The following is a 23,971-nucleotide window of genomic DNA, read 5'->3' on the forward strand; positions in this document are numbered from 1 at the left end:
GTCGGTGGTACAGGTCCAGGGCGACGCACGGCCGGGCTTCGCTGGCCTTCCGCCCCTGCTCGACGTCGGCCTACGCCCCAACCGCGGAGAATCCCTCGTGAACGTGCTGATCGTCTTCGCCCACCCGGAACCCCACTCGTTCAACGGGGCGCTGAAGGACAGAGCCGTGCAGGTACTGGAACAGGCCGGGCACGAGGTCGTGGTGAGTGATCTGTACCGGCTCGGCTGGAAGGCCGCAGTCGACGCCGACGACTTTCCCGGAACGCGCCTCGACCCCGGCTTCCTCGATGTCTCCAAGGAGCAGGAACGCGTGTCGGCGTCCGGGCTCACCTCGGCCGACGTCCGGGCGGAGCAGGACAAGGTCATCCGGTCGGATCTGATCATCTTCCAGTTCCCGATGTGGTGGTTCGGCATGCCGGCCATTCTCAAGGGCTGGGTCGACCGGACGATGGCCCGTGGGTTCGCCTACGGGGCCGGGCGGAAGTACGACACCGGGATGCTCAGGGGCCGCCGTGCCATGGCGTGCGTGACGACGGGCACCGCCTCCAGTCTGTACGAGCCCGACGGTATCGACGGCGACATCAACCACATCCTGTGGCCCGTCCACAACGGGATCTTCCGCTACCTCGGTTTCGACGTGCTGCCGCCGTTCGTCGCCTGGATGCCGGGCAGGGTGTCTCCGGAGCAGCGGGCGGCGTACCTGGAGGGCTACGCCGAGCGTCTGCTGACCTTGGAGGACACCGAGACCTTGTTCTTCCACCCCGCCGAGGACTACGGCCCCGACGAGCGGCTCAAGCAGGGAGTGGTGGCCCGTAGCGGGTTCCAGTGGAACCCGGCAGCGGGGCAGGAACGCGCCGATGCCGTCCAATACCCGTGGAGGAGCGGATTCCCGGAGTGACATACCGGTGTTCCAGACGCTGCACCACGCCGACCCGTTCACCCTGGGCCGCGTACCGGCCCAGGCCTTCAAGCTGTTCATGAGCGTCAACTCCGTCCTGGCCGCCGCGGTCGGCTGGATCGGCCTCGGCCAGAACCTGGGGCTCTGGTCCCGTTATCCGCATGCTTCAGCGTCGTGCCGGCCGACACAGCGTGTCGGCGGCGGGCAGGGCGCGGGCGACGAGTCGCGAGACGCATGGCGGTGAGTCGACCACGGGTACGTAGTCGGCCCAGTAGGTCATCGACGCCGACGCGAGGATACCGGCCGCACCCCCAGCGGGCGGGGGCGCGGAGGTCGGAGGGATCCGCGGAGCGGGACCTCCTCAGTCGCCCGGTGTCACGAGGAAGGTGCTGAACGAGTCGGCCGGGAGCGTCACTTCGACCATCCGGTCGTCGACCATGAGACGCACGGGCATCTCCTCGGCCATGTCGTTGTGAACGACGAGCACCACGCTCCCGTCCGGATTGACGAAAGCCACCTGGTTCTCGTAGCCGTTCAGGCTCAACGTCTCCAGGACGCGCGCGCCCGGTGCCACGAAGCCGCCGACGTGCTTGAGCAGGTAGTACTCGTGGTTGTAGGTGAACGACTCCGTCGTCGGGTCCACGGTGACGAGCGAGTTCTGTGTCCAGCCCCAGGTGCTCCGGCCGCCCTCCGACAGCGCGATGTTCCAGTACGTGTAGGCGCTCGTACCGTTGTCCAGGTAGTGCTTGAGCTGAGTCCAGGCGTAGCGGCAGTAACGCCAGTCGTTGCGGCCGTCGCCGCATTCCTGTTCGGTCTGGTAGATCCGCAGCTCCGGGTGACTGCTGTGGACGGCCGCGACGGCGCGCTTGCCGCCCCACTGGAAGCCGACACCCCGGACGAGTTCGCTCACCTCCGGGTCCCGCAGCACCTCCTCGACCAGGCCGGCGTCGCCTCGTTCGAGGGTGCCGAGAAAGACCGCGACGTCTCGCTTCTTCATCTCGGGCCCAAGGTGCCGGAGGAACTGTATGAGACCGTTCGGCGTCCAGGTACAGCTCGGAAAGACCTGCGGGGAGTTGAACTCGTTCTGAGGCATGACCATCTCGACGGCGATGCCCTGCTCGCGGTACTCGTCGACGAAGCGGCCGAAGTAGGCGGCGTACGTCTGCAGGTACCGCTGCTCCAGCACGAACATGTCGGTGCCCTCGGTGCACGCCTGCTCAGGCCGCAGACCGTTCTCGACGCCCGGCAGCCACGGTGGCACGACCGCACCCGCGTAGTGCTTGTTGGTCTTCATCCAGGCCGGCGGGCTCCACGGCGATGCCCAAAGCCGTAGACCGGGCTGGTGCTCCAGGGCGCCGCGGATGAACGGGATGAGCGTCTCGTGGTCGTGTTCGATGCTGAAGTGTTCCAGTGCGTGGTCGCCGTCGACCTCGTCGTACGAGTACCAGTCGCGTGCGAAGTCGTTGGCACCGATCGGCACGCGGCAGAGGGTGAGGCTCGCTCCGACGCCGGGCGCGAAGAGCTCGCGAAGGACCTCGCTCCTGGCCGACTCCCCCAGAGCTGTCAGTGCGGCCCAGCCGAGCTCGTTGAAGCAGGCCCCGAAACCCTCGATCGTCTGCCGCGTCTCACTGGTCCGTACGATGACGTCGGGGGGTGCCGTGACAGCGCCTGTCACCGGCCCGCGCTGTCTGCGCCAGGGCGCGTGCGACGTGGTGACGATCCAGGTCACCTCCTCCGTGTGCGCTGTATCGGCTGTCCGGAGCTGAGTGGGCATGTGCTGTCCTCGGTTGGTGTCAGGTAGCGCTGGGCCTCGACGCAAGAGAGTCCGCGGTGGACCGCGTGCTGTCCCGTGCGGGCGGCTGAGCGCTTCGGCAGCCGCCGTCGGTGGGCGGGCCGGGCAGTTGATGTCCATGGCGTCGTCGTCTCGTGGTGGGGTGTGCCACGGTCAGCGAGTCCGCAGGACCGTCCGCTCAGAACGATGTCGAGCTGGGCCAGGAGGCGCGGTTCGCAGGCCCATACCGCGTCGGGGCCTCCGACGCCGGAGACGTAGGAACGGCCGAGCACGACACCGAGGGTGTTCTCGCCCTCGTGCAGCAGCTCCGTGACGTCGATCGTGCGTGAGTACGCCGTCCTGTCGTAGTGGGAGGGCGGCGGATCGAGCAACGCGTCGCTCACCGCGCGGCCGTTGATCTCGGCCACGGAGTAGCCCAGGCCGGCGATGTGCAGTTCGGCCCGCTCGGGCCGGTCCGCGAGCCGGAAGTCCCGCCGCAGCAACGGCGCGGGAGGCTGCCCGCCGGGAGACGGGCGAGGGACGGGATTGTCCCGGCCGATCCACCGGGCCGTGGCGTCGAACTCGTGTGTCGTCACCTCCTCCGGCACCTGCGAGAGGCGGCCAGCCGTGTCCTCTGCTCCGAGGGCCGGCGGGGCCGCGCCGGCCGACGAGCGCGGGACGGCCGCGGCCGTCTCTGTCGCCGGTCGGGGAGCGGATTCGGGATTGCGGGACATGGGTCTCCCGTCGAGATGAACGAGGCAGGTCCGGTCGGGGCTCGGCAGGGTGAGTACGGCATGAAGCGGGCTCACCCGCCGGGTCCGTCCCATTGGAGGAAGCGCGGATCCCCGCGGTCTCGGCCGGCTCCGACGGGGAGTCGGAGCCGGCCGAGACCGGGGAAAGGAGACCGTGGTCGGGGAGGAGGTCAGACGGCCTGGCCGACCTTTGCCTCGTCGAGGCTCTTGGCCTTGGGGATCAGCGCGACGAGCAGGGTGGCGACGGCGATCACGCCGGCGAACAGCAGGAACCCGTTGGTGAAGCTCTCATCGACGTAGAAGGCGGTTCCCTTCATCACGTTGCTGTTCTGCGCGACGACCACGAACGCCACCTGGGTGAGCACGCCCTGCATGACACCCTGCATCATGTTCTGCGCGCCGTTGCCCAGTGCCTGCTCCTCCGGCTTCACCGATTCGATGACCATGATGGGGACCAGGGCCACGACGATGCCCATGCCGATCGAGCCGACCGCGCCGGTCGCCATGACCTGGCCGACGCTGTGGTGGAACTGGGACGTGAGGGTGACACCGGCGGCCACCAGGGTGCCGCCGACGGCGAGCAGCACCCGCGAGTCGATGCGCCGGACGAGAACGCCGGTCGCCACCGAGACCGCGATGAGGATGATGCTGTTGGGCGCACCGACCCAGGCCACCTTCGTGGCGGACCAGCCCAGGCCGTCGGACAGACCCGGGATGTTCGGCATGAGCAGGAGCAGGTTCAGCACGGTGCCCTGGGCGAATACCGCTCCCATGGCGAGGCCCGTGACCAGGAACGTGGACCACACCCGGCGACGCCCGAGCAGGGATATGGGGAACATCGCATGGGCGATCTTGCGCTCGACCTGCACGAACGCGAGAACGGCCACGAGGCCGGCTCCGATGAAGCCCAGGGTCTCGCCGCTCGTCCAGCCCCACTCCTCGCCCTTGCCGACGCCGTAGATGACGGACGTCAGACCGCCGCCCAGCAGGATCCCGCCGAGCCAGTCGATGCGGGTGCGGGCCTCTCGCACCGGGCTCTCGGGCACGATGAGCAGCAGAGCCACAAGGCTGATCGCAGTGGATATCACCATGAACCACAGGACGCCGCGGTAGCCGAAGTCGTCGAGGACCCAGCCGGACAGGAACGGTCCGCCCAGGGCCAGCACACCCATACCGCCGCCGAGGAGGCCGCTGGCCGGACCGACCAGCTTGGGCGGGAACACGTCCCGGGCCAGTGCGTAGACGAGCGCGATAGAGGGACCGTAGAAGCCCGAGACGGCGCGCCCGATGAGCAAGGTCTCATAGTTCGTGGAGAAGGCTGCGATCAGGTCGCCGGCCAGGCCGAGCGCGGTGATGACGGTCAGCACGCGCTTCTTGCCGTACATTCCGGCGGCCTTGACGATGAACGGCGTGGAGAAGACGCCGACCAGCAGGCCGACCTGGCCGAACCATGCGATCTGGGTGGTGTGGTAGTGGATCGCGATCTCGGACTGGGCGTTCGAGCTCATCAGGCCGATGAGGCCGTTCAGCTGGGACGCCCACAGTAGAGCGATCAGGATGAGTGCGAACCGCGCGCCGAAACCGGCCTTCCCGGCATTGTCTTCTTGGTGCGGTGACTCGACGTTGAGTGTCATGCGGCACCCCGGCCTTTCGTGCGGGTGGAGCCCTTTTGCTCCCAGCGCGCAGGCTAGCTCTTAATTTTTTTGAGTGATAGATTTTCGACACGGAAACATTTCTGTGACCTTCGGGTGGCTGAACCCGAGCCCTCTCGCCCCCCAGACCTGCGATGCCGTCGTCGCACCCTCGGAAGGGATCCCGCACATGCAGCAGCCCGATCCGGCCACCCTCCCCCTGGAGAGGAAGGCGTCCCTGCTCTCAGGAGGGGACTTCTGGTCCACTCAGCCGCTCGACGAGGCGGGTGTGCCCGCGGTGGTGCTGACCGACGGTCCGCACGGGATCCGCCGTCAGAAGGCGGGCGCCGACCACCTGGGCTTCCACGCGAGCGAGCCGGCCACCTGCTTCCCCCCGGCCGTCGCTGTCGGATCCAGCTGGGACGGCGAGCTCGCCGCACAGGTGGGGGAGGCGGTGGGCAGGGAGGCCCGTGCGCTGGGCGTCGGAGTCGTCCTGGGCCCCGGCGTGAACATCAAGCGGTCCCCGTTGTGCGGGCGCAACTTCGAGTACTACTCCGAGGACCCGCTCCTGTCCGGTGTGCTGGGCGCCGCGTTCGTGCGGGGCCTCCAGGCCCAGGGCGTGGGCGCGACGGTCAAGCACTTCGCGGCCAACAACCAGGAGACCGACCGCATGCGCGTCAGCGCCGAGGTCGACGAGCGCACCCTGCGCGAGATCTACCTGGCGGCCTTCGAACGCATCGTCACCGAGGGGCACCCGGCCGCCGTCATGGCCGCCTACAACCGGATCAACGGCGTCCCGGCCTCGGAGAACAGATGGCTGCTCACCGACGTCCTGCGCACGGAGTGGGGGTTCGAGGGCGCGGTCGTCTCGGACTGGGGCGGCGTCGGTGACCGGGTGGCGGCGCTAGCCGCGGGCCTTGATCTGCAGATGCCCGGTCCGGACGCCGTCCACGACGCGGCGATCGTGCGGGCGGTGCGTGAAGGTGCCCTGGACGAGGCATTGGTCGACGCGAGCGTACGGCGTGTGGCCGGGCTCGCCCAACTGGCCGTCACCTCGGAGACCGATGCGGCCGCACCCGCCGAACACCACGACCTGGCACGTGAGTTGGCCGCGGACTGCATAGTCCTGCTGAAGAACGACAAGTACACCCTGCCGCTCGCGGAGGGAGTACGCCTCGCTGTCATCGGCGAGTTCGCCGCCGACCCGCAGTTCCAGGGCGGTGGCAGCTCGCTCATCAACGCCACCCGTGTCGACACCCCGTTGGAGGCGATCCAGGCCCTCGGCCACCCCGTCACGTACGCGGCCGGGTTCATGACCGGCGGGGGAGCGGATGCGGAGGCGTTGCGCGAGGAGGCCGTACGGGCCGCCTGTGGAGTCGAGGTCGCCGTGGTCTTCGTCGGTCTGCGCGGGGAGACCGAGGGGGCCGACCGAGAGCACCTCGACCTGCCAGCGGACCAGGTGGAACTGGTGCGCGCGGTGGCGGCCGTCGCTCCGCGTACGGTGGTCGTGCTGTCGACCGGCGGCGTGGTGTCCCTGGAAGGATGGCACGACGACGTCGACGCGATCGTGGCGGGCTGGCTCCTCGGGCAGGCCTCGGGCGGTGCCCTCGCGGACGTGCTGTCCGGCGCCGTCAACCCGTCCGGCCACCTTGCCGAGAGCATCCCGCTGCGGCTGGAGGACAACCCCAGCTACCTCACCTTCCCCGGTGAAGCGGGCCATGTCCGCTACGGCGAGGGCGTGATGGTCGGCTACCGCCACTACGAGACCGTCGGACGCGCCGTCCGCTACCCGTTCGGACACGGGCTGAGCTACACCGCCTTCGAGACGGCGGAGCTGTCGGTCGACGTCACCGGGGACGACACCGCCACCGTCCGTCTGCGGGTGACCAACACCGGCGAGCGGGCCGGCAAGCACGTCGTCCAAGTCTACGTGGCCACCACCGCCGGCCGGGTCCGCCGTCCCGCACGCGAACTGCGTGCCTTCACCAAGGTCGCCCTGCGGCCGGGGGAGTCCCGCACCGTTGAACTCCCGCTGGAGCGCCGCGCGTTCGCCTACTACGGCATAGAAGGCGGCGGCTGGACGGTCGCCCCGGGCGCGTACACGGTGCAGATCGGCGAGAGCGCCGCCCGCATCGTCGCCGAACAGACGATCACTCTCACCGGCGACGCCGATGCCACACCCCTGTCCCTTGACTCCGCCATCGGCGACTGGTTCGCCCACCCGGTGGCCGGCCCGCTGCTTCAAGAAGCGCTCATGGCCGGGGCGACCGAGGAACAGCGCCTTCAGGCGGAGGCCGACAGCGACCTCATGGACATGGTGGCGTCCATTCCCGCCCGCCAGTACCTGCATTTCCCCGGTGTCCCCGTGACCACCGACGACCTGACCGAGATCCTGGAGGCAACCCGATGAGCCGCACCCCCGACCTTCGCCCCGACTTCCTGTGGGGTGCGTCCACCTCGCCGCACCAGATCGAGGGCAACAACCTCAACAGCGACTGGTGGCGGATGGAGCGCCAGAGCGAGGGCCGTCTGGAACTCAGCGGTGACGCCCTCGACAGCTACCACCGCTACGGCGAGGACATGCGGCTGCTGTCCGAAGCGGGCTTGAACGCCTACCGGTTCGGCATCGAGTGGGCCCGCATCGAGCCGGAGCCCGGGCAGTTCTCCAAGGCCGAGCTCGCCCACTACCGTCGCATGATCGACACCGCGCGCGGCCTCGGGCTCGAACCGGTCGTCACCCTGCACCACTTCAGCAACCCCCGCTGGTTCACCGACGAGGGCGGCTGGACGGGCCCGACGGCCGTCGACCGGTTCTCCCGGTACGTGGAGCGCGCCTGCACGATCCTCCACGACGTCAACTGGGTCGTCACCATCAACGAGCCGAACATCCTGGCCCTGATGAGCGGTATGTCGGCGGCCGTGGCCGAGGGCGTCGACATCAACCTCGGCGCGGGCATGCGGATGCCGTCCCCCAGCGTGGAGATCGGCGAGGCCCTGGTGCGGGCCCACCGCGCCGCCGTGGCCGTCGTACGCGAGCACACCTCGGCGAAGGTCGGCTGGACCGTGGCGCAGCAGGCGCTCGTCCCCACGCCCGGCAGCGAGAAGCTGCACGCCGAACTGCGATGGGCGTGGGAGGACCTCTACCACCACGGCGCCCGCGGGGACGACTTCCTGGGCGTGCAGTCGTACACGAGCCAGTTGGTCGACAAGGACGGCATCGTTCCCGCGCCCGAGAGCCCCGACAACACCCTGACCGGCTGGGCATACCGGCCCGACGCCCTCGGCATCGCGCTGCGGCACGCCTGGGAGGCCACGGAGGGGGCCCTCCCGCTGCTCGTCACCGAGAACGGCATCGCCACCACCGACGACACGCGCCGGATCGCCTACACCACCGAGGCGCTGGGGCACCTGTACGACGCGGTCGCCGACGGCATCGACGTCCGCGGGTATCTGCACTGGTCGGCACTGGACAACTTCGAATGGGGCCACTGGGCACCGACGTTCGGACTCATCGCCGTCGACCGCGAGACCTTCGAGCGCACGCCCAAGCCGAGTCTGGCCTGGCTCGGCGATGTCGCCCGCAAGGGCGGCGTCCTGGAGGCGGGGGAGTGAGGACGGGGACGGCTTACGACAGGTAGCCACCCTCGACCGAAGGTGCGGGCCGGATGAGTTCATCCGGCCCGCACCGACGTCGCCCACGGGTCGGCCGGACGACTCCTCGCCCCGGGTGGTGACGAGCCCAGGCCGGGCGCCGGGGGAGAGGAGGTGTCAGGAAGCGGTGGGCGGGACGGGCTCGGGAGCGTAGGTGAAGCGGGTGAGGAGCGCGTCCGCACCGAGGGCTTCGACGCCGATCACCCGGCCGGTGAAGCCTCCGGCGACCTCGGTCGAGATGTAGCGGCCGTCGATGGTGGCGAGCGTACGGAACTCGTCGTCGGCCAGGTAGCCCAGGTGGATCTCGTCCGGTCCCTTGGCGAAGCTGTACTGCTCGGTGTGGGCGACCGCGCGGAGGGCCAGCGGGTACTCCGCCGCGATTCCGTCGGCGGTGGCCAGTATCTGGTCGAGCGGGCCGATGACCGCGCGGGCCGAGAGGGTGCCGCGCCGGCGTTCCACCGCGGCCCAGTGGGCGTCGTCGATCCGTACGACCAGGGCCGCGTCGCCCTCCGGCAGGGTCGCGGTCGCGGTCCAGGAGGCGTCACGTGCCCGGACGCCCAGGAGCCGTTCGGCGTCCGTCGCGGCGGGTACCCGGCCGGCCAGCAGACGCAGGCCTTCGCCCAGGCGGGCGAGTGCGAAGGAACGTGGGTCGGTGCCCGGCGCGATCCAGCGCGGGTGCAGCTCCGGGGCGCCGAAATCGTCGGTGAAGGCGGTGGGTGCCTCCGGGACGGTGTAGCGGTCCTCGACGATCACGGGCCAGTCGTCCACCCAGTCCACGCCGGTGAGGAAGGTCTCGCGCCCGTTGACGTGGGACTCGGGGAACGACCCGAGCGGGCGCACGCCCAGGTGCACCATCGCCCAGGAACCGTCGGGCAGCTCGACCAGGTCGCCGTGACCGGTGTTCTGCACCGGGTGCTGGGTGCTGCGGTGCGAGAGGATCGGGTTCCCCGGGTGCGGCTCCCACGGGCCGGAGGGGGAGTCCGAGCGCGCTACGCAGACGCCGTGCCCCGGGCCGGTGCCGCCCTCGGCCACCAGGAGGTACCAGAGGTCGCCGCGCCGGATCAGGTGCGGGCCCTCCGTGTGGGCCAGGCCGGTGCCGGTCCAGATGATGCGCGGCTCGGAGAGCACCTTGCCCGTCGACGGGTCCACGGTGGCCTGGGCGATGCCGCCCGGGAGCGACCACGTCAGGTAGCAGGTGCCGTCCTCGTCCCAGGCCAGGTCCGGGTCGATCCCGATCGCCCCGGTCGTGTGGACGGGGTCGCTCCATTCGCCCGCGGGGTCGCTCGCGCGGACGATGAGGTGGCCCTTCATGACGTCGTCCCGGTTCGTCGTCGCCAGCCAGAACTCGCCGTCGTGGTACCGGATGGTGGGGGCGTAGATGCCTGCGTTGGCTCCCTCCCGGCTCCGGCGTACCCGCAGCTGGCTCGGCCGGTCGAGGACGTTGCCGACCTGCTCCCACTCGATGAGGTCACGGCTGTGGAAGACGGGGACCCCGGGGAAGTACTCGAAGCTGGAGGTCACGAGGTAGTAGTCCTCGCCGGCCCGGCAGATGGAGGGATCCGGGTGGAAGCCGGGGATGATCGGGTTGACGTTGGCGGTCATGTGCGGCGGCCCTTCGATGTGCGGTCGTGAGGGGTGTTGCGGGCACCCTAGCCACTAAATTTTTTGGATGATAGATTTTTGATGCTCGCGACGTGATCGCCGAGACGTGTCTTGGACATACGGCGAGCCGACGTCCGACGAATTCCGCAGTGACAGGCCCATCAGAGGCACGACCGAACGAGCGTGGACCGCGCCGTTCGTGCCCTGAGGCCGGCCAGCCGTTCGGCGACGTCGGCCGGCGGGGGCGACGAGCCACAGCCCCGCCACGATGGCCTGGGCGCCAGCCCCTAAGGACCGCAGAGAGGAAGAGGACACTGATGTCCGCCCCCCACACCTCCTCCAACGCCACTCACCCCCACTCGCCCGACGCCCTCGGATTCGACCCCGAGGCCCTGCGGGCCAGATACCGTGCCGAACGCGACCGTCGCGTCCGCCCCGACGGCAACGCCCAATATCAGGGTGCCGGCGGCGAGTTCGGCTACTACACCGAAGACCCACACGCCGACCCGGAGTTCACGCGGGAGCCGCTGCACGACCAGGTCGAGGCGGTGATCGTCGGCGGCGGGTTCGGCGGACTGCTCGCCGCGGCCCGGCTGCGGCAGGCGGGCGTGGAGTCGATCCGGGTGATCGACAAGGGCGGCGACTTTGGCGGCACCTGGTACTGGAACCGCTACCCAGGAATCCACTGCGACATCGAGTCGTACATCTACATGCCGCTGCTGGAGGAAGTCGGCTACGTCCCCCAATGGCGCTACGCGCCGGGGGAGGAGATCCGACAGCACGCCCAGGCCATCGCCCGACACTTCGATCTCTACGACAACGCCTGCTTCCAGACGCAGGCGACCGAACTCCGCTGGGACGACGCCGAGTCGGAGTGGACCGTCACCACCGACCGCGGCGACCGCATCCGTGCTCGCTACGTGATCGTCTCCACCGGCACGCTCAGCCAGGCCAAACTCCCCGGCATCCCCGGCATCGAGACCTTCAAGGGCCACACCTTCCACACCAGCCGCTGGGACTACGCCTACACGGGAGGTGACGCGAACGGCGGCCTGCACGGGCTGGCCGACAAACGCGTCGCCCTGATCGGCACCGGCGCGACCGCCATCCAGGTCGTGCCCCACCTGGGACAGGACGCCAAGCACCTGTTCGTGTTCCAGCGCACGCCCTCCTCCGTCGATGTACGGGACAACCGCCCCACCGACCCGGACTGGGCCAGGTCACTGAAGCCCGGCTGGCAGCGGGACCGCACGGAGAACTTCCTCAAGGTCGTCACCGGCATCCGGACGGACGAGGACCTGGTGAACGACGCCTGGACCAGCAGCGCCCGGCTCCAGGAGAAGCTCATCCCGACGAACGCCTACGAGGATGTGCCGGCCGAGGAGCGCGAACGCGCCTACGAACTCGCCGACTTCCAGAAGATGAACGAGATTCGCGCCCGGGTCGACGCCATCGTCGAGGACCCGGCCACGGCCGAGAAGCTCAAGCCCTGGTACCGCTACATGTGCAAGCGGCCCACGTTCAGCGACAACTATCTGCAGACCTTCAACCGGCCCAACGTCACCCTTGTCGACACCGCCGACACGCACGGCGTCGAGCGGATCACCGAGAACGCCGTCGTGGTCGGCGGCGCGCAGTACGAGGTCGACTGCGTCATCTTCGCGACCGGCTTCGAGGTCGGCATCTCGGGGATTCTCTCCGGACAACTCCCCGTGTACGGACGCCAAGGCGTCCATCTGTTCGAGGCGTGGTCGCAGGGCCCGAAGACACTCCACGGGTTCTACACCCACGGCTTCCCGAACCTCTTCCAGCTGGGCCCGCTGCAGAACGCGGCGTCCGTGAACTTCGTCCACATCCTCGACGAACAGGCCACCCACGTCGCCGAGGTGGTCGCGCAGGCCCGGAAGCGCCGGGCCCGTTACGTCGAGCCCAGCCCCGAGACCCAGGATGCCTGGCTGGACACACTCCGGAAGAACGCGCCCGACCTGCACATGTTCCAGGCCGAGTGCACCCCCGGCTTCTACAACAACGAGGGCATGCCCCGGGAGCGGAACGAGGCGTACGCCGACGGACCGGTGGCCTTCCACGAACTGCTCCGACGCTGGCGCCAGGACGGTGGCATGGACGAGGTGCTCGTGGAGGCGGAGCGGGCGTGACCAGCACGTACATCACTCGCTTCAGCGAGATGCCCGGCAACCCGTCTGCCACCAGCGGGCGTTGGAAGCCGCGGCGGCTCAACCCGCCCAACCGGCTGTGGGGTTCGAACGGCGTAGCCTTCGGTCCGGACGGGCGCCTGTACGTCGCCCAGTTCCTCGCCGGGCAGATCAGCGCCGTCGACACGGCCACCGGGGACCTCGACGTGATCGTGCCGATGGACGGCCCGGTGCAGTCGCCGGACGACCTCGCCTTCGGTGCGGACGGGTCGATGTACATCGCCGACCTGGTCCCCGGCCGGGTGTGGCGACGCAGTCCCGAGGGCGCGTACACCCTGGTCTCGGACGAGGTGAAGGTACCCAACGGCATCACCTGCGTCGGCGACCGGCTCTTCGTCAACGAGATGCGGCCGGGCGGCCGTCTGCTGGAGCTGTTCTCGGACGGCGGCGAAGCCGTGGTCCTCACCGAAGGGCTCGCGCTCGGCAATGCCATGCAACTCGGCCCGGACGGGTGGCTGTACTACCCACACATGATGACGGGCCAGGTGTGGCGGATCCCGCCGGACGGCGGGGTGCCCGAGGTGGTCGCCGAGGACGTGCACGAGCCGGTCGCGGTCCGCTTCGACCAGGGCGGTGTCCTGCATGTCCTGTCCCGGGGCGTGGAAGGCATCGTGACCCGTATCGACCTGCACGGCAGCGGCTTGCGCACGCTCGTCAGCAGCGGCCTGGTGGGCCTGGACAACGCGGCCTTCGACGCGGAGAACCGCATGTTCGTCTCCAGCTACGCCAGCGGAGGCATCACCGAGCTGCACCCCGACGGGCGTACCCGCGAGGTCGTGCCCCGCGGCCTGGACGGCCCCTACGGCGTGACCGTCGACCTCGGCGGCGCGGTGTACGTGGGTGACCACTACCGGCTGGCGAGCCCGGTGCCCTCCGACGAGGGCGACATCACCTCCCACACCCTGTTGCCGCCGTTCGTGCACGGGGTCACCAACGCGGCCGGTTTCGTGCACCTCACGTCGCAGTACGGCGATGTCCACACCTACGACCCCGACCAGGGGACCACCCGGGAACGGGCGACCGGACTCGACCAGCCCGTCGGCATCACGGTGGGGCCGGATGGTTCGCTCGTCGTCGCCGAGGCGGGCGCCGGCCGGGTCGTGGCTGTCGACGACAGCGACACCGTCACCGTGCTCACCGAAGGGCTCGACCACCCCGTGGACGTGGCCTTCGACACCGTAGGGCGCTGCTATGTGAGCGACGACCGGCTCGGGGCGGTGCTCCGGATCAAGGAGGACGGAACGACGGAGGTCGTCGCGGACGGGCTCGGCGCACCGCAGGGACTGGCCGTGCGCGGCGACGAGCTGTTCACGGTGGAGGTCGAACACCGGCGGCTGCGGACTGTCTCGCTGAGCACGGGCGAGACCAGGGTGGATGCCGAGGACCTGCCGGTCGGATGGCCCCCCGACACCGTTCCCCGCGCCGAACCCGCGCTGTTCACCCAGGGCATGACCGGCTCGCCGCGCCCGTTCGCCGGCCTCGCCGTCGCCCCGGACGGTTCCCTCCTCCTGGCGGCCAACGGCGAAGGGAGCGTGTGGCAGTTGAAGGCGTGACCGGCGCCGCAGACAGGCTCACGGAGAGACCGCAGGCAGTCCACAGCAGTCCACAGAGAAATGGTGCAGCACATGATCAGTACGGGTCTTGAAGGCCGTGGTGTCGTCGTCACCGGCGCCGCGTCCGGAATCGGCAGGGCCACGGCTCTGAAGTTCGCGCAGGAAGGTGCGAAGGTTCTGGTCGTGGACCTCGACCGGGTGGGCGCCGAGGAGACCGTCAAGGAGATCGACGCCACGGGGGGAGTCGCCCTCGCCGTCGTCGGGGACCTGAGTGACCAGCAGGTCGTGGAGACGGTCGTTGAGCGGGCCGTGGGAGCCTTCGGCCGCCTGGATGTTCTGGTGAACAACGCCGGGATCATGGACCGCATGTCCGCGCTCGGTGAGACCGACGATGCCGAGTGGGAGCGGGTCATCCGGATCAATCTGACGGCGCCGTTCCTGCTGACCCGTGCGGTTCTGCCGCACATGCTGGCCGCGGGACGCGGCTCGATCGTCTTCACCGCGTCCGAGGCCTCTCTGCGCGGCAGCGCGGCGGGCGCCGCCTACACCGCTTCCAAGCACGGCATCGTCGGCCTGGTGAAGAACCTGTCTGTCATGTATAGGGGGCAGGGCATCCGCGCCAACGCCGTCGCCCCCGGTCCCACCGCGACCAGCATCCACGTGGACGCCGGTCAGGAAGCACACGGCCCCACCGTCATAGGCCCGTTGATCGGAGCCAACATCGGCCGACGGGGGTCTGCGGAGGAACAGGCCGCCGCCATCGTCTTCCTGGCCTCCGACGCCGCCTCTCTCGTCAACGGCGCCGTTCTGCCTGTCGACGACGGCTGGGCCGCCGTCTGACAGAAGGGGCGTCGGGTTTCGCCACCAAGCCGGTCAGGAGTGCCAGTGCCCGTCGAAGCATCAGGAGCAGACCCCATGAGTACGTCGTATCCCCAGGTCAACACCGTCCATGGGCCGGTCTGTGGCGAGCGCCGAGCGGATGGCAGCCTGCGCTTCCTCGGAATCCCGTACGCCCGGCCGCCCGTCGGCGAGCTGAGGTTCGCCGCGCCGGTCGCGCCGCAGCCGTGGACCGAGACCCTCGACGCCATCGCGTACGGGCCGACGGCCCAGCGCCGCCCCATCACCGAGGTCACCACCGTCCCGGAGCCCACCATCCCCGGAGACGCGGTCCTCAACGTCAACGTCTTCACGCCGGACACCACCCCCGAGAAGCCGCTGCCCGTCCTGGTCTGGATTCACGGCGGCGGCTACGTCGCCGGCTCGGCGGCCAGCCCCTGGTACGACGGATCTGCCTTCAGCCGGGACGGCGTGGTCCTTGTCTCCCTGGGCTACCGGCTCGGCATCGAGGGCTTCCTCCACCTCGACGACGCCCCGGACAACCGCGGTGTGTTGGACTGGATCGCCGCCCTGGAATGGGTCCGCGACAACATCGCCAAGTTCGGCGGCGACCCGGCCAAGGTGACGATCGCCGGACAGTCCGCGGGCGGCGGTGCCGTACAGACGCTGCTCGCCGTCCCCGCCGCCCGGGGGCTGTTCCGCGGGGTGATCTCCGCGTCCGGCGTCCTCATGCGGCCGGACGGGCCTGATGTCGCGCGTGCCGCCGCGCGCCTGTTCACCGCACGCACCGGAGTGCCCGCCACCGCCGCCGCGTTGCGCGGGCTCGGCCGCGACGAACTGCTCGACCTCCAGGGCCGGCTCCTGGCACCGGGGGCGGACCGCGAGGGACTGCCCCCGATGCAGACCCTTGCACCGTTCGCCGACGGCGAGCTCATCCCCGAACCCGTCTTCACAGCCCTCACCGAAGGCGATGCCGGCGCCGACGTACCGCTCCTGCTGGGTTGTACCGCGCACGAGTTCAACGTGCTTCCGGACCTGCCGGAAACGCCGCCGTTGCCCCAACTCCTGGGTTTCCTCGGCCTGGAGCCCGATCGGGCCGAGACCTTCCGCGCCGCGTACAAGGACCTCGAACCGGATGCGTACTTCGGCCAGGCACTCACCGATGCCACCTTCCGGGTCCCGACGCTGGCTGTCGCCGCCGCCCGCGCCGCCCGCGACCGTCCCACCTGGCTCTACGAGTTCATTTGGGCGTCGCCGGTGAACGGGGCGGCTTTCCACTGCCTGGACCTGCCGTTCGCCTTCGATCTGCTCGGCGCCGAGGGCGTCACGGTGGCGACGGGGGCCGCGCCACCACAGGCATTGGCGGACGCCTTGCACCGGTCCTGGGTGGCCTTCGTACGGGATCAGGATCCGGGCACGGAGTGGCCGCGCTTCACAGCGGACGAGCGCGCGGCGATGGTCTGGTCCGCCGAGCCCCATGTCGACGACGACCCCATGAGCCAGGTCCGCGCCATCTGGTCCTCCTGACCCTGGCCCCGGCCCGCACTCCACTTCTCCCCTCCAGGACCTCAAGGAAGGAATCCCAGTGCTCCTGCGTCCCGCACACGTACGCCGCGCACATGGCCTCCTCGCCGCCGCGGCCGCTCTCGCGTTTCCCACCGCCGTCGCGGCGCCGGCTGACGCCGTGGAGACGGTCCGATCCGCCGGACCCCGCTGCACACCGGCCGGGCCCGGCCTTACCACCGTCTTTGTCGCCTCTGCCGGAACCACCTACCCGGTGTCGCTCTATATCCCCCGCGGGTACTCGGGACGCAACCCCGTCCCGCTCGTCCTCAACCTGCACGGCAGCGGCTCGAACGGGAACGACCAGCTTGTCATCAGCGGCATGGAACGGGCCGCCGATCAGCATGGGTTCTTGGTGGCCGTGCCCAACGGCGGTACTCCGCAGCCCGGTTCGGAGGGCGGCTACACCTGGGTCCTGCCCGGGGTGCCGAACACCTCAGGTCAGCTGCCCTCCCCGGACGACCGCGACGACGTCCGGTTCCTCTCCGACACCATCACCGCGATCTCCGACGGCTTCTGCGTCGCCTCGGAGCGCGTGTATGCTACCGGCTTCTCCGGCGGAGCGCGGATGGCCTCTCTCCTCGCCTGTCGGCTGGCGGACCGTATCGCCGCCGTCGCCCCGGTCGCGGGCCTGCGGGCCGGAAACCCCGACGCCTCCGATCCGACCCGTCCGGACCCCGAAGGCGGTGTCCCTTCGCGTCCGGTCCCCGTCCTGGCCTTCCACGGGCAGGAGGACATGGTCAATCCCTATGCCGGTGGTGGCCCCGCGTACTGGCAGTACTCGGTTCCCGCGGCCTTCGACCGCTGGGCGGAACTCGACGGTTGTCGCATCGGACCGCAGGGCACACGGCTTACCGAACACGTCACTCTCCGCACTTATCGGGCCTGCCGTCGTGGCACGGACGTGAGCATGTACGTGATAGCGGACGGTGGACACACCTGGCCGGGATCGCCCTACCCGGCCGCCTTCCCAGGCCTTGGCAAGGTCTCCACCGAGGTCGACGCCACGGACGTCATGTGGCGCTTCTTCGAGCGGCACCCACTGCGGCGGGGGAGTGCAGCGGAGGTTGGGTGACCACCTCGAAACCGCCTTCACGGCGAGGCCGGCGTGCTGCCGGCCAGAGACGGCAGGGGCGCGCTCGCGCACGCCGAGGAGACCGATACCGCTGCCCGGCACCGGGGATTCGACCGCACCGCCATTGACGACGGTGACCCGCAACCGGTCGCCGTCGTAGGTGAGCCGCACCTTGGTCATGCCGGTGCCCGCGTGCTTGGTGACGTTGGTGAGCGCCTTCCGCAGGGTGCGACACGACGTGAGGTCTGTCGGGGCACTCAACGGCCGGGGATCTCCTTCGCCGATGACCGTGAACGGGATTCCGGCCTTTCTGGACGAGTCGACCAGATCGGGAAGTCCGGCAACTCCGGGAGTGGGTCCCCGAGCGTTGTCCTTGTCACCCGCGCCGCGCAGCAGACCGGCGGTGGCCTTGAGTTCACTCAGTGCCATGGAGACGGTTACGGAGAGGCCGGCGGAGATGTGATCGGCCTCGTCGAGTTGCAGGCGCAACAACCAAGGAACGGTACAGGCCCGGAAGTTGGCCAGGACGAGGTGGTGAGCGACCACGACCCGGTCCTGCGCGCTGTCACGACCGAGGAGTTCGTGGCCGCCTCGCCGTCGATGCAGAAGCTGCTGGAGGGTCTGAAGCGCTGTCTGCCTGACCTCCCGGCTGAGGTGCAGACCGAACGTACGACCATGACGCGTCGTCTCGTCACGCAGATGGCGGCCGAGCGTGAGCGTGCCCTCGCGGGCAACGGGTCGGCGTCCCGCGCCAGTTGGCGCGAGACGGCGCACAGTCTGATCGACGCCGTCGCTGCCTTGCGGCAGGCACCGGTCACGCGCTCGGCCAGGAGCCTCTTGACGCCAGTAGCCCGGCTTGGCCAATCGGGTCGAATCGGTGCAAACCGGGGGTGTTGTCGAGATCTTCAGCAGGCTTCGCCTGCGCTTGCCGGCCGCTGTTGCTCTTCTGCGACCTGATCCACCAGGCGGGCCGTAACCGCCGGACCGCTTCGGCATGTCGCTGCGAGGCGACAGGGAAACTAAATCAACGGGTTGACTTAAGTCGCTGGATGGTGTTGCCTGGACCTCCGGGGGCGTCGAGTCGAAGGAGACGGAGTGGCCGCCGGCGGCGACGCGCGAGGCTCGTACCAGCCCTTGGCGTGGGCAGTCGAATGACCCTGGCGCCCGTGCCGGGGCATGCCGAACCGGCGCGCGCAGGGCGTGCGTTGGCGTCGGCCGTGGCGCAGCGACCGTGGACCACAGCGTGGTGGCCGACCGGTCACCGGTGGCCGCTCGGCCACCACGAGGGTGTGCGGGACTGCCTCGCCTTTCCGTGGCGGCCGGATCTCGAACACGCCCTTCCCGGCGGGCGTGAGGCCCAGGCCGTGAGCGGTTTCCTGGCCGCGCTCCACGGGTTGGCCTGCTCCGGCGTACGCACCGGCATGGCCGGACCAACCAACGGACTCGACGATTCCTTGCTGGCCCCTGATGAGCGAAGAGTAAGCAGTGACCAGCGCAGTAGAAAATGCGACGAGCGAAACCTCTGGGGACGTTCCGGACCATGACATCGACAGGCGCGGGCGGTGTCCCCTCGATCCGGCGCCCGCGATGAGGGCACAGCAGGCAGAAGGCCCGTTGACGCAGATCCGTCTGTGGGACGGCAGCAGCGCATGGCTGGTGACCGGCTGTGACGCGCGCCGTGCGGCGTTCTCCGACCTGAGGGTCGGCGTGGATCCCGTGCGTTCTGGTGCTCCGAAGCTCCTCGTCGACGAGGTCGATGAGGGCGTCGAGCTGCTTGAGCGAAAGGAGGGTGTCCGCACCGTGATCGTGTAACCACGAACCGACGCCTGCCCAACGATTCCTCCCTACCCTTCTTCGACAGTTCCCGGAGTTTCCACGCGATGAGCACAACCGCAATCAACGAGTCCGTCACCGCAGACGCACAGCCCAAGGTCCAACGACAGGTCCTCGTGGCCCTCAGCGGCTTGCTCATCGCGCTCTTCGTCGCGACCCTGAGCAGTACCGTGGTCTCGACCGCGCTGCCCAAGATGGTCGGCGCGTTGCACGGCTCGCAGACCCAGTACACCTGGATCGTCACCGCGACCCTGCTCACCACGACCGCCACCACCCCGATCTGGGGCAAGCTGGCCGACCTGTTCAGCAAGAAGACCCTCGTACAAATAGCCGTCATCGTCTTCGTACTCGGCTCGGTGGCGGCGGGCGTGAGCCAGTCTCCCGGGCAGCTCATCGCCTCGCGCGCCCTGCAGGGCGTAGGTGTCGGCGGCGTGCAGGCTCTCGTCCAGATCGCCATCGCCGCGATGATCCCGCCCCGCGAACGAGGCCGGTACAGCGGCTACCTCAGCAGCGTCACGGCCCTGTCGACCATCGGCGGACCGCTGCTCGGCGGTTTCATCGTCGACACCTCGTGGCTGGGCTGGCGGTGGTGCTTCCTCATCAGCCTCCCGGTCGCCCTCGCCGCACTGGTCCTGCTCCAGCGAACGCTGAGCCTCCCGGTCGTCCGACGTGACAACGTGAAGATCGACTACCTGGGCGCGACTCTGATCACCTCGGGCGTCAGCGTGCTGCTCGTCTGGATCTCGTTCGTCGACAGCTCGTTCGCCTGGGCTTCCTGGCAGACCGCCGCCATGGTCGGTGCGGCACTGGTCCTGCTGTCCGTCGCCATGTGGGTCGAAACGCGCGCCGCCGAACCCATCGTGCCCCTGCACATCATCAAGCAGCGCACCACCGTGCTGGCCATCCTCGGCAGTCTCGCCTCCGGCACGGCCATGTTCGCGGCCTCGGTCTACCTCAGCCAGTACTTCCAGACCAGCCGCGGCTACACGGCCACCGAGGCGGGACTGCTGACGATCCCGATGATGGGCGGCATCCTCGTCTCCTCCATCCTCGCGGGCCGGCTGCTCAGCAAGACCGGAAAGCTCAAGCCGTTCGTCGTCGTCGGCTCCGTCCTGCTCACGGCTGGGTTCGCCGGACTCGGCACCATTGACCACCAGACATCGCTGGTCTTCATGAGTGTCGCGATGCTGTGCATCGGCGCCGGCGTCGGTATGACCACGCAGAACTTCATCCTCGTCGTCCAGAACTCCGTCCCGATGAAGGACATCGGCACGGCCAGCACCACGGTCACCTTCTTCCGCTCCCTGGGCGGCACGTTCGGCGTCACCGTTCTGGGAGCCGTCCTGGCTCGTCAGGTCACCAAAGGAATCTCGCAAGATCACGAACCGGCCGCCGTCGCCTACGGCGACGCGACCGGAACCATCTTCCTGATCGCAGCCGGTATCGCCACACTAGGCATCCTCGCGGCGGTCCTGCTGAAGCCGGTCGTCCTGCGCACGAGCCTCGACACACCCGAAGTGAGGGAATCGTCTGCCACCGAGGCGGCAGACGGTGCCGCTGATTCCGACAGAACGGCCGACGCGTCCGAAGGGGATGCGACCGGCTCGGCGCCTGACAACGTGCGGCCCGATCCGAATCGATGAGGCCTCACACCTGGCCGATGCGTACGGGGGCGCCTGGGACCGCCGGACAACAACCGGCGCGTCCCGGGACGTGCGCGGAGCGTGATCCAGCCGGGCTCCGTTCCGGCGGGATCACACTCGTGGCGCGCCCAGCATGAAGACGGCTGCCATGACACAGGGCTCCGACGTCGAGTTCCGCCCATGGCGGAGATTGCCGCCCTGCGGGAGACAGTCCCCCGCCCCGAATTCGCCCTCGTTTCCGTTCCCGAGACCCAGGGTCACGAGGCCCTTGCGAAACGATTTAGTTTTGCTTAACTTAGTCAAGTACATTGCTTGTGCTGTGTCGCGCAACCCCGATTGTCCCTACGGAGGCCCGACCATGTCCCACGCACAACCCCGAACCGCCGAGACCGAAGGGCAGCCGGTATCGCGGACCAACGCAGTCGTGGCCGTGCTGGCTTTCGGCGGCATCGTGGTCGCGCTGATGCAGACGCTGGTGATCCCTATCGTTCCCGAGCTGCCGAAGCTCCTGAACGCACCGGCGTCCGACACCGCGTGGGCCGTCACCGCCACTCTGCTCGCCGGCGCCGTCGCCGTCCCGATCATGGGGCGACTCGGAGACATGTACGGCAAGCGCAGGATGCTGCTGGTCAGCCTGCTGCTGCTGATTACCGGCTCGGTGACCGCAGGGCTCAGCAGCTCCCTCGCTCCGATGATCGTCGGGCGTGTGCTGCAAGGCATGGCAGGCGGTGTGATCGCGCTCGGCATCAGCATCATGCGCGACGAACTGCCCGCCGAACGGCTTGGCTCGGCCACCGCCCTGATGAGCGCTTCCCTCGGTGTCGGAGCCGCCCTCGGCCTGCCTGCCGCGGCCGTCATCGCCGACAATTTCGACTGGCATTGGCTATTCTGGAGCTCGGGCGCCCTGGGCGCCGTCGCCCTCGTCCTCGTGCTGGTCCTGGTGCCCGAGTCCAAAGTGCGCACCGGTGGCACCCTCGATGTGATCGGCGCCCTCGGCATGGCGATCGGTCTGATCTGCCTCTTGCTACCCATCTCCAAGGGCGCCGACTGGGGCTGGGGCAGCATCACCACTCTCGGCCTGTTCGCCACGTCCGTTGTCGTCCTGCTGCTGTGGGGCTGGTACGAGCTGCGCGCCGAGCAGCCGCTCGTCGACCTGCGTACCACCGCGCGTCGTCAGGTGCTGGTCACCAACCTCGCCTCGATCGCCCTCGGCTTCGGCATGTTCGCGATGTCCTTGGTCATTCCGCAGCTCCTGCAGTTGCCTGAGGCGACCGGATACGGTCTGGGTGAGTCGCTGCTCACCGCCGGCCTGGTCATGGCGCCGTCCGGCCTGGTGATGATGCTGATGGCCCCGCTCTCCTCCGCCCTCTCGAGGGCCAGGGGCCCCAAGGCGAGCCTCATGCTCGGCTCCCTGATCGTGGCAGCCGGCTACGGCCTGCAGATTCTGCTGATGGACGAGATCTGGCAGTTCGTACTGGTCTCCAGCGTCATCGGCTCCGGCATCGGCTTCACCTACGGAGCGATGCCCTCGCTCATCATGGGCGCCGTGCCGCCGTCCCAGTCGGGTGCCGCCAACGGCCTCAACACCCTGATGCGCTCCCTCGGCACCTCGTCCGCCAGTGCCGTCGCCGGCGTCATCCTGGCGCAGATGACCACCAACCTCGGCGGTGTCGCCGTGCCCTCCGAGAACGGCTTCAAGGTGGTCCTCGCCATCGGCGGCGGCGCGGCCCTGCTTGCCTTCGCGGTCGCGTCCTTCATCCCGCGCCACCGTCCGGCGGGCTCGGCGGCACCGACGTCGCAGTTGCCCGCTCCGGCCACGCCCACGGCTCCGGCCACCACGCTGGAGAAGCCGCCCGCCTCCACCGTCGGCGAGGAACTCGTCACCACCGCGAGCGTCGGGACCCCCGCCATACCGGTACGTGGCTTTGTGCGCGGCGCCGAGAAGGCATCCGTCCCGGGCGCCGCGGTGACGCTGATCTCCCTGGAGGGGCGGCAGTTGGGCCGGTCGGTCGCGCAGGCCGACGGCGCCTACGCGGTGCACGCCCCCGGCACGGGCTCTTACGTCCTGATCGCCTCCTCCGACGGCCACCAGCCGCAGGCCTCGACGATCGTCGTCAACGGCGAGCCCGTCTCCTACGACATCCTGCTGAGCGGCACCAGCGGTCTGACCGGAGCGGTGCGGTCTGACAGCGGGGCGCCGGTGGTCGGTGCGGTCGTCATCGTGACGGACGTACGAGGTGATGTCCTGTCCAGCGCACAGACAAATTCCATGGGCGAGTTCACGATCGCGGACCTGGTCCCGGGCACGGTGACCCTCGCGGTCAACTCCCCCAAGCACCGCCCGCTCGCCCTGCCCGTCGAGATCGGCGCCACGGGCGCCACGCACATCGAGATCGAACTGCACCCCGGGGCCAACGTCCGGGGCACGGTGCGCGGCGCGGGTGTCCCGCTGAGCGACGCGAACGTCACGCTGATGGACGCGGCGGGCAACGTGGTCGCCACCACGACGACCGGCACGGATGGCGCGTACGCCTTCTCCGACCTTGACGGCGGCGAGTACACGATCATCGCGAGGGGCTATCCGCCGAGGGTGACCGGAGTGGCGGTCTCCACCGGCGGCATCGACGAGCACGACATCGAACTGGCCCACACGGGCGAGTAGTTCAGCGTCGGCCGGCGGGGCGCCTGCCGAGGCGGCGGTGCGCCCCGCGACCCTGTCGCCGGGCCTCCGCGGCCGGAGGGCGATCGAGCAGAACGGCAAGGGCGACCTGGCGGCACTGCTGACAGGCGACGACACCCGGGCCGTTGCCTGATCCTCCAACATCCCGTGATGCGCGGTTACACCTACAGGCCCGCACTGAGCTCATCGATGCCCGGGCGGCCGGGGCCCCGGGCCAAATGGCCGGTGCGTACAGCAGAAGGCACGCACCAGTCACCACGACGGCGGCC

The 23,971-nt window shown here is 69.4% G+C and carries 17 protein-coding genes; 13 read left to right on the forward strand and 4 right to left on the reverse strand.

What is annotated here, in order from left to right; all coding sequences use genetic code 11:
- Window positions 1–97: 97 nt before the first annotated feature.
- Window positions 98–898 carry an NAD(P)H-dependent oxidoreductase gene (locus ACFZDJ_RS11615; protein ID WP_391058015.1) on the forward strand — a complete coding sequence of 267 codons (801 nt, stop codon included), beginning with the start codon at window positions 98–100 and terminating at the stop codon, window positions 896–898.
- Window positions 899–905: 7 nt separating this feature from the next.
- On the forward strand, window positions 906–1,142 hold the full coding sequence (locus tag ACFZDJ_RS11620; protein ID WP_390931022.1) for a hypothetical protein: 237 nt from the start codon (window positions 906–908) through the stop codon (window positions 1,140–1,142).
- 117 nt (window positions 1,143–1,259) lie between these two features.
- Here the strand turns inward: ACFZDJ_RS11620 and ACFZDJ_RS11625 are convergent, their stop codons facing one another.
- The 3 genes from ACFZDJ_RS11625 to ACFZDJ_RS11635 form a co-directional block, all read right to left on the reverse strand.
- Window positions 1,260–2,672 carry a glycoside hydrolase family 30 beta sandwich domain-containing protein gene (locus tag ACFZDJ_RS11625; RefSeq protein WP_391058018.1) on the reverse strand — a complete coding sequence of 471 codons (1,413 nt, stop codon included), beginning with the start codon at window positions 2,670–2,672 and terminating at the stop codon, window positions 1,260–1,262.
- Window positions 2,624–3,265, reverse strand: coding sequence for an alpha-L-rhamnosidase N-terminal domain-containing protein (locus ACFZDJ_RS11630; RefSeq protein WP_391058021.1), 642 nt, complete (start codon window positions 3,263–3,265; stop codon window positions 2,624–2,626). The genes ACFZDJ_RS11625 and ACFZDJ_RS11630 overlap by 49 nt, the downstream gene beginning before the upstream one ends.
- A gap of 326 nt (window positions 3,266–3,591) precedes the next feature.
- Window positions 3,592–5,055, reverse strand: coding sequence for an MFS transporter (locus ACFZDJ_RS11635; RefSeq protein ID WP_390931029.1), 1,464 nt, complete (start codon window positions 5,053–5,055; stop codon window positions 3,592–3,594).
- Window positions 5,056–5,242: 187 nt separating this feature from the next.
- Here ACFZDJ_RS11635 and ACFZDJ_RS11640 point away from each other — a divergent pair, with 187 nt between their 5' ends.
- On the forward strand, window positions 5,243–7,462 hold the full coding sequence (locus tag ACFZDJ_RS11640; protein ID WP_391058024.1) for a glycoside hydrolase family 3 C-terminal domain-containing protein: 2,220 nt from the start codon (window positions 5,243–5,245) through the stop codon (window positions 7,460–7,462).
- Window positions 7,459–8,664, forward strand: coding sequence for a family 1 glycosylhydrolase (locus ACFZDJ_RS11645; RefSeq protein WP_390931033.1), 1,206 nt, complete (start codon window positions 7,459–7,461; stop codon window positions 8,662–8,664). The genes ACFZDJ_RS11640 and ACFZDJ_RS11645 overlap by 4 nt, the downstream gene beginning before the upstream one ends.
- Window positions 8,665–8,820: 156 nt before the next feature.
- Here ACFZDJ_RS11645 and ACFZDJ_RS11650 read toward each other — a convergent pair whose 3' ends face one another.
- On the reverse strand, window positions 8,821–10,305 hold the full coding sequence (locus ACFZDJ_RS11650; protein ID WP_391058027.1) for a family 43 glycosylhydrolase: 1,485 nt from the start codon (window positions 10,303–10,305) through the stop codon (window positions 8,821–8,823).
- Between the two features lie 317 nt (window positions 10,306–10,622).
- Between ACFZDJ_RS11650 and ACFZDJ_RS11655 the strand changes: the two genes are divergently transcribed.
- The 9 genes from ACFZDJ_RS11655 (at window position 10,623) to ACFZDJ_RS11695 (ending at window position 23,684) form a co-directional block, all read left to right on the forward strand.
- Window positions 10,623–12,461: an NAD(P)-binding domain-containing protein gene (locus ACFZDJ_RS11655; RefSeq protein WP_390931037.1), complete on the forward strand. Its 1,839-nt coding sequence runs from the start codon at window positions 10,623–10,625 to the stop codon at window positions 12,459–12,461.
- Window positions 12,462–12,490: 29 nt separating this feature from the next.
- Window positions 12,491–14,071 (forward strand): SMP-30/gluconolactonase/LRE family protein, encoded by a 1,581-nt coding sequence (locus ACFZDJ_RS11660; RefSeq protein ID WP_391059120.1) that lies wholly within the window; start codon window positions 12,491–12,493, stop codon window positions 14,069–14,071.
- Window positions 14,072–14,143: 72 nt separating this feature from the next.
- The gene (locus ACFZDJ_RS11665) at window positions 14,144–14,911 is read left to right on the forward strand and encodes an SDR family NAD(P)-dependent oxidoreductase (RefSeq protein WP_390931038.1); all 768 of its coding nucleotides are present in this window, start codon (window positions 14,144–14,146) and stop codon (window positions 14,909–14,911) included.
- 75 nt (window positions 14,912–14,986) lie between these two features.
- Window positions 14,987–16,435, forward strand: coding sequence for a carboxylesterase family protein (locus tag ACFZDJ_RS11670; protein WP_391058030.1), 1,449 nt, complete (start codon window positions 14,987–14,989; stop codon window positions 16,433–16,435).
- 58 nt (window positions 16,436–16,493) lie between these two features.
- Entirely contained in the window at window positions 16,494–17,546 is a 1,053-nt protein-coding gene (locus tag ACFZDJ_RS11675) for a PHB depolymerase family esterase (RefSeq protein WP_391058034.1), read from the forward strand.
- 33 nt (window positions 17,547–17,579) lie between these two features.
- Window positions 17,580–18,503 (forward strand): hypothetical protein, encoded by a 924-nt coding sequence (locus tag ACFZDJ_RS11680; RefSeq protein ID WP_391058037.1) that lies wholly within the window; start codon window positions 17,580–17,582, stop codon window positions 18,501–18,503.
- A 528-nt stretch (window positions 18,504–19,031) separates the two neighbouring features.
- Window positions 19,032–19,358: a hypothetical protein gene (locus tag ACFZDJ_RS11685; RefSeq protein ID WP_391058044.1), complete on the forward strand. Its 327-nt coding sequence runs from the start codon at window positions 19,032–19,034 to the stop codon at window positions 19,356–19,358.
- 68 nt (window positions 19,359–19,426) lie between these two features.
- Window positions 19,427–21,022 carry an MFS transporter gene (locus ACFZDJ_RS11690; protein WP_391058046.1) on the forward strand — a complete coding sequence of 532 codons (1,596 nt, stop codon included), beginning with the start codon at window positions 19,427–19,429 and terminating at the stop codon, window positions 21,020–21,022.
- Between the two features lie 358 nt (window positions 21,023–21,380).
- Window positions 21,381–23,684 carry an MFS transporter gene (locus ACFZDJ_RS11695; protein WP_391058049.1) on the forward strand — a complete coding sequence of 768 codons (2,304 nt, stop codon included), beginning with the start codon at window positions 21,381–21,383 and terminating at the stop codon, window positions 23,682–23,684.
- Window positions 23,685–23,971 lie beyond the last annotated feature (287 nt).

Source organism: Streptomyces sp. NPDC007896, from assembly GCF_042959425.1.
Taxonomy (GTDB): Bacteria; Actinomycetota; Actinomycetes; order Streptomycetales; family Streptomycetaceae; genus Streptomyces.

Bases quoted from the DNA above. Each gene is read 5' to 3' on its own strand.
- ACFZDJ_RS11670 (WP_391058030.1), top strand. From the start codon at position 14,987: ATGAGTACGTCGTATCCCCAGGTCAACACCGTCCATGGGCCGGTCTGT.
- ACFZDJ_RS11690 (WP_391058046.1), top strand. From the start codon at position 19,427: ATGAGCACAACCGCAATCAACGAGTCCGTCACCGCAGACGCACAGCCC.
- ACFZDJ_RS11650 (WP_391058027.1), bottom strand. From the start codon at position 10,305: ATGACCGCCAACGTCAACCCGATCATCCCCGGCTTCCACCCGGATCCC.
- ACFZDJ_RS11640 (WP_391058024.1), top strand. From the start codon at position 5,243: ATGCAGCAGCCCGATCCGGCCACCCTCCCCCTGGAGAGGAAGGCGTCC.
- ACFZDJ_RS11625 (WP_391058018.1), bottom strand. From the start codon at position 2,672: ATGCCCACTCAGCTCCGGACAGCCGATACAGCGCACACGGAGGAGGTG.
- ACFZDJ_RS11635 (WP_390931029.1), bottom strand. From the start codon at position 5,055: ATGACACTCAACGTCGAGTCACCGCACCAAGAAGACAATGCCGGGAAG.
- ACFZDJ_RS11660 (WP_391059120.1), top strand. From the start codon at position 12,491: ATGCCCGGCAACCCGTCTGCCACCAGCGGGCGTTGGAAGCCGCGGCGG.
- ACFZDJ_RS11665 (WP_390931038.1), top strand. From the start codon at position 14,144: ATGATCAGTACGGGTCTTGAAGGCCGTGGTGTCGTCGTCACCGGCGCC.
- ACFZDJ_RS11695 (WP_391058049.1), top strand. From the start codon at position 21,381: ATGTCCCACGCACAACCCCGAACCGCCGAGACCGAAGGGCAGCCGGTA.
- ACFZDJ_RS11655 (WP_390931037.1), top strand. From the start codon at position 10,623: ATGTCCGCCCCCCACACCTCCTCCAACGCCACTCACCCCCACTCGCCC.
- ACFZDJ_RS11645 (WP_390931033.1), top strand. From the start codon at position 7,459: ATGAGCCGCACCCCCGACCTTCGCCCCGACTTCCTGTGGGGTGCGTCC.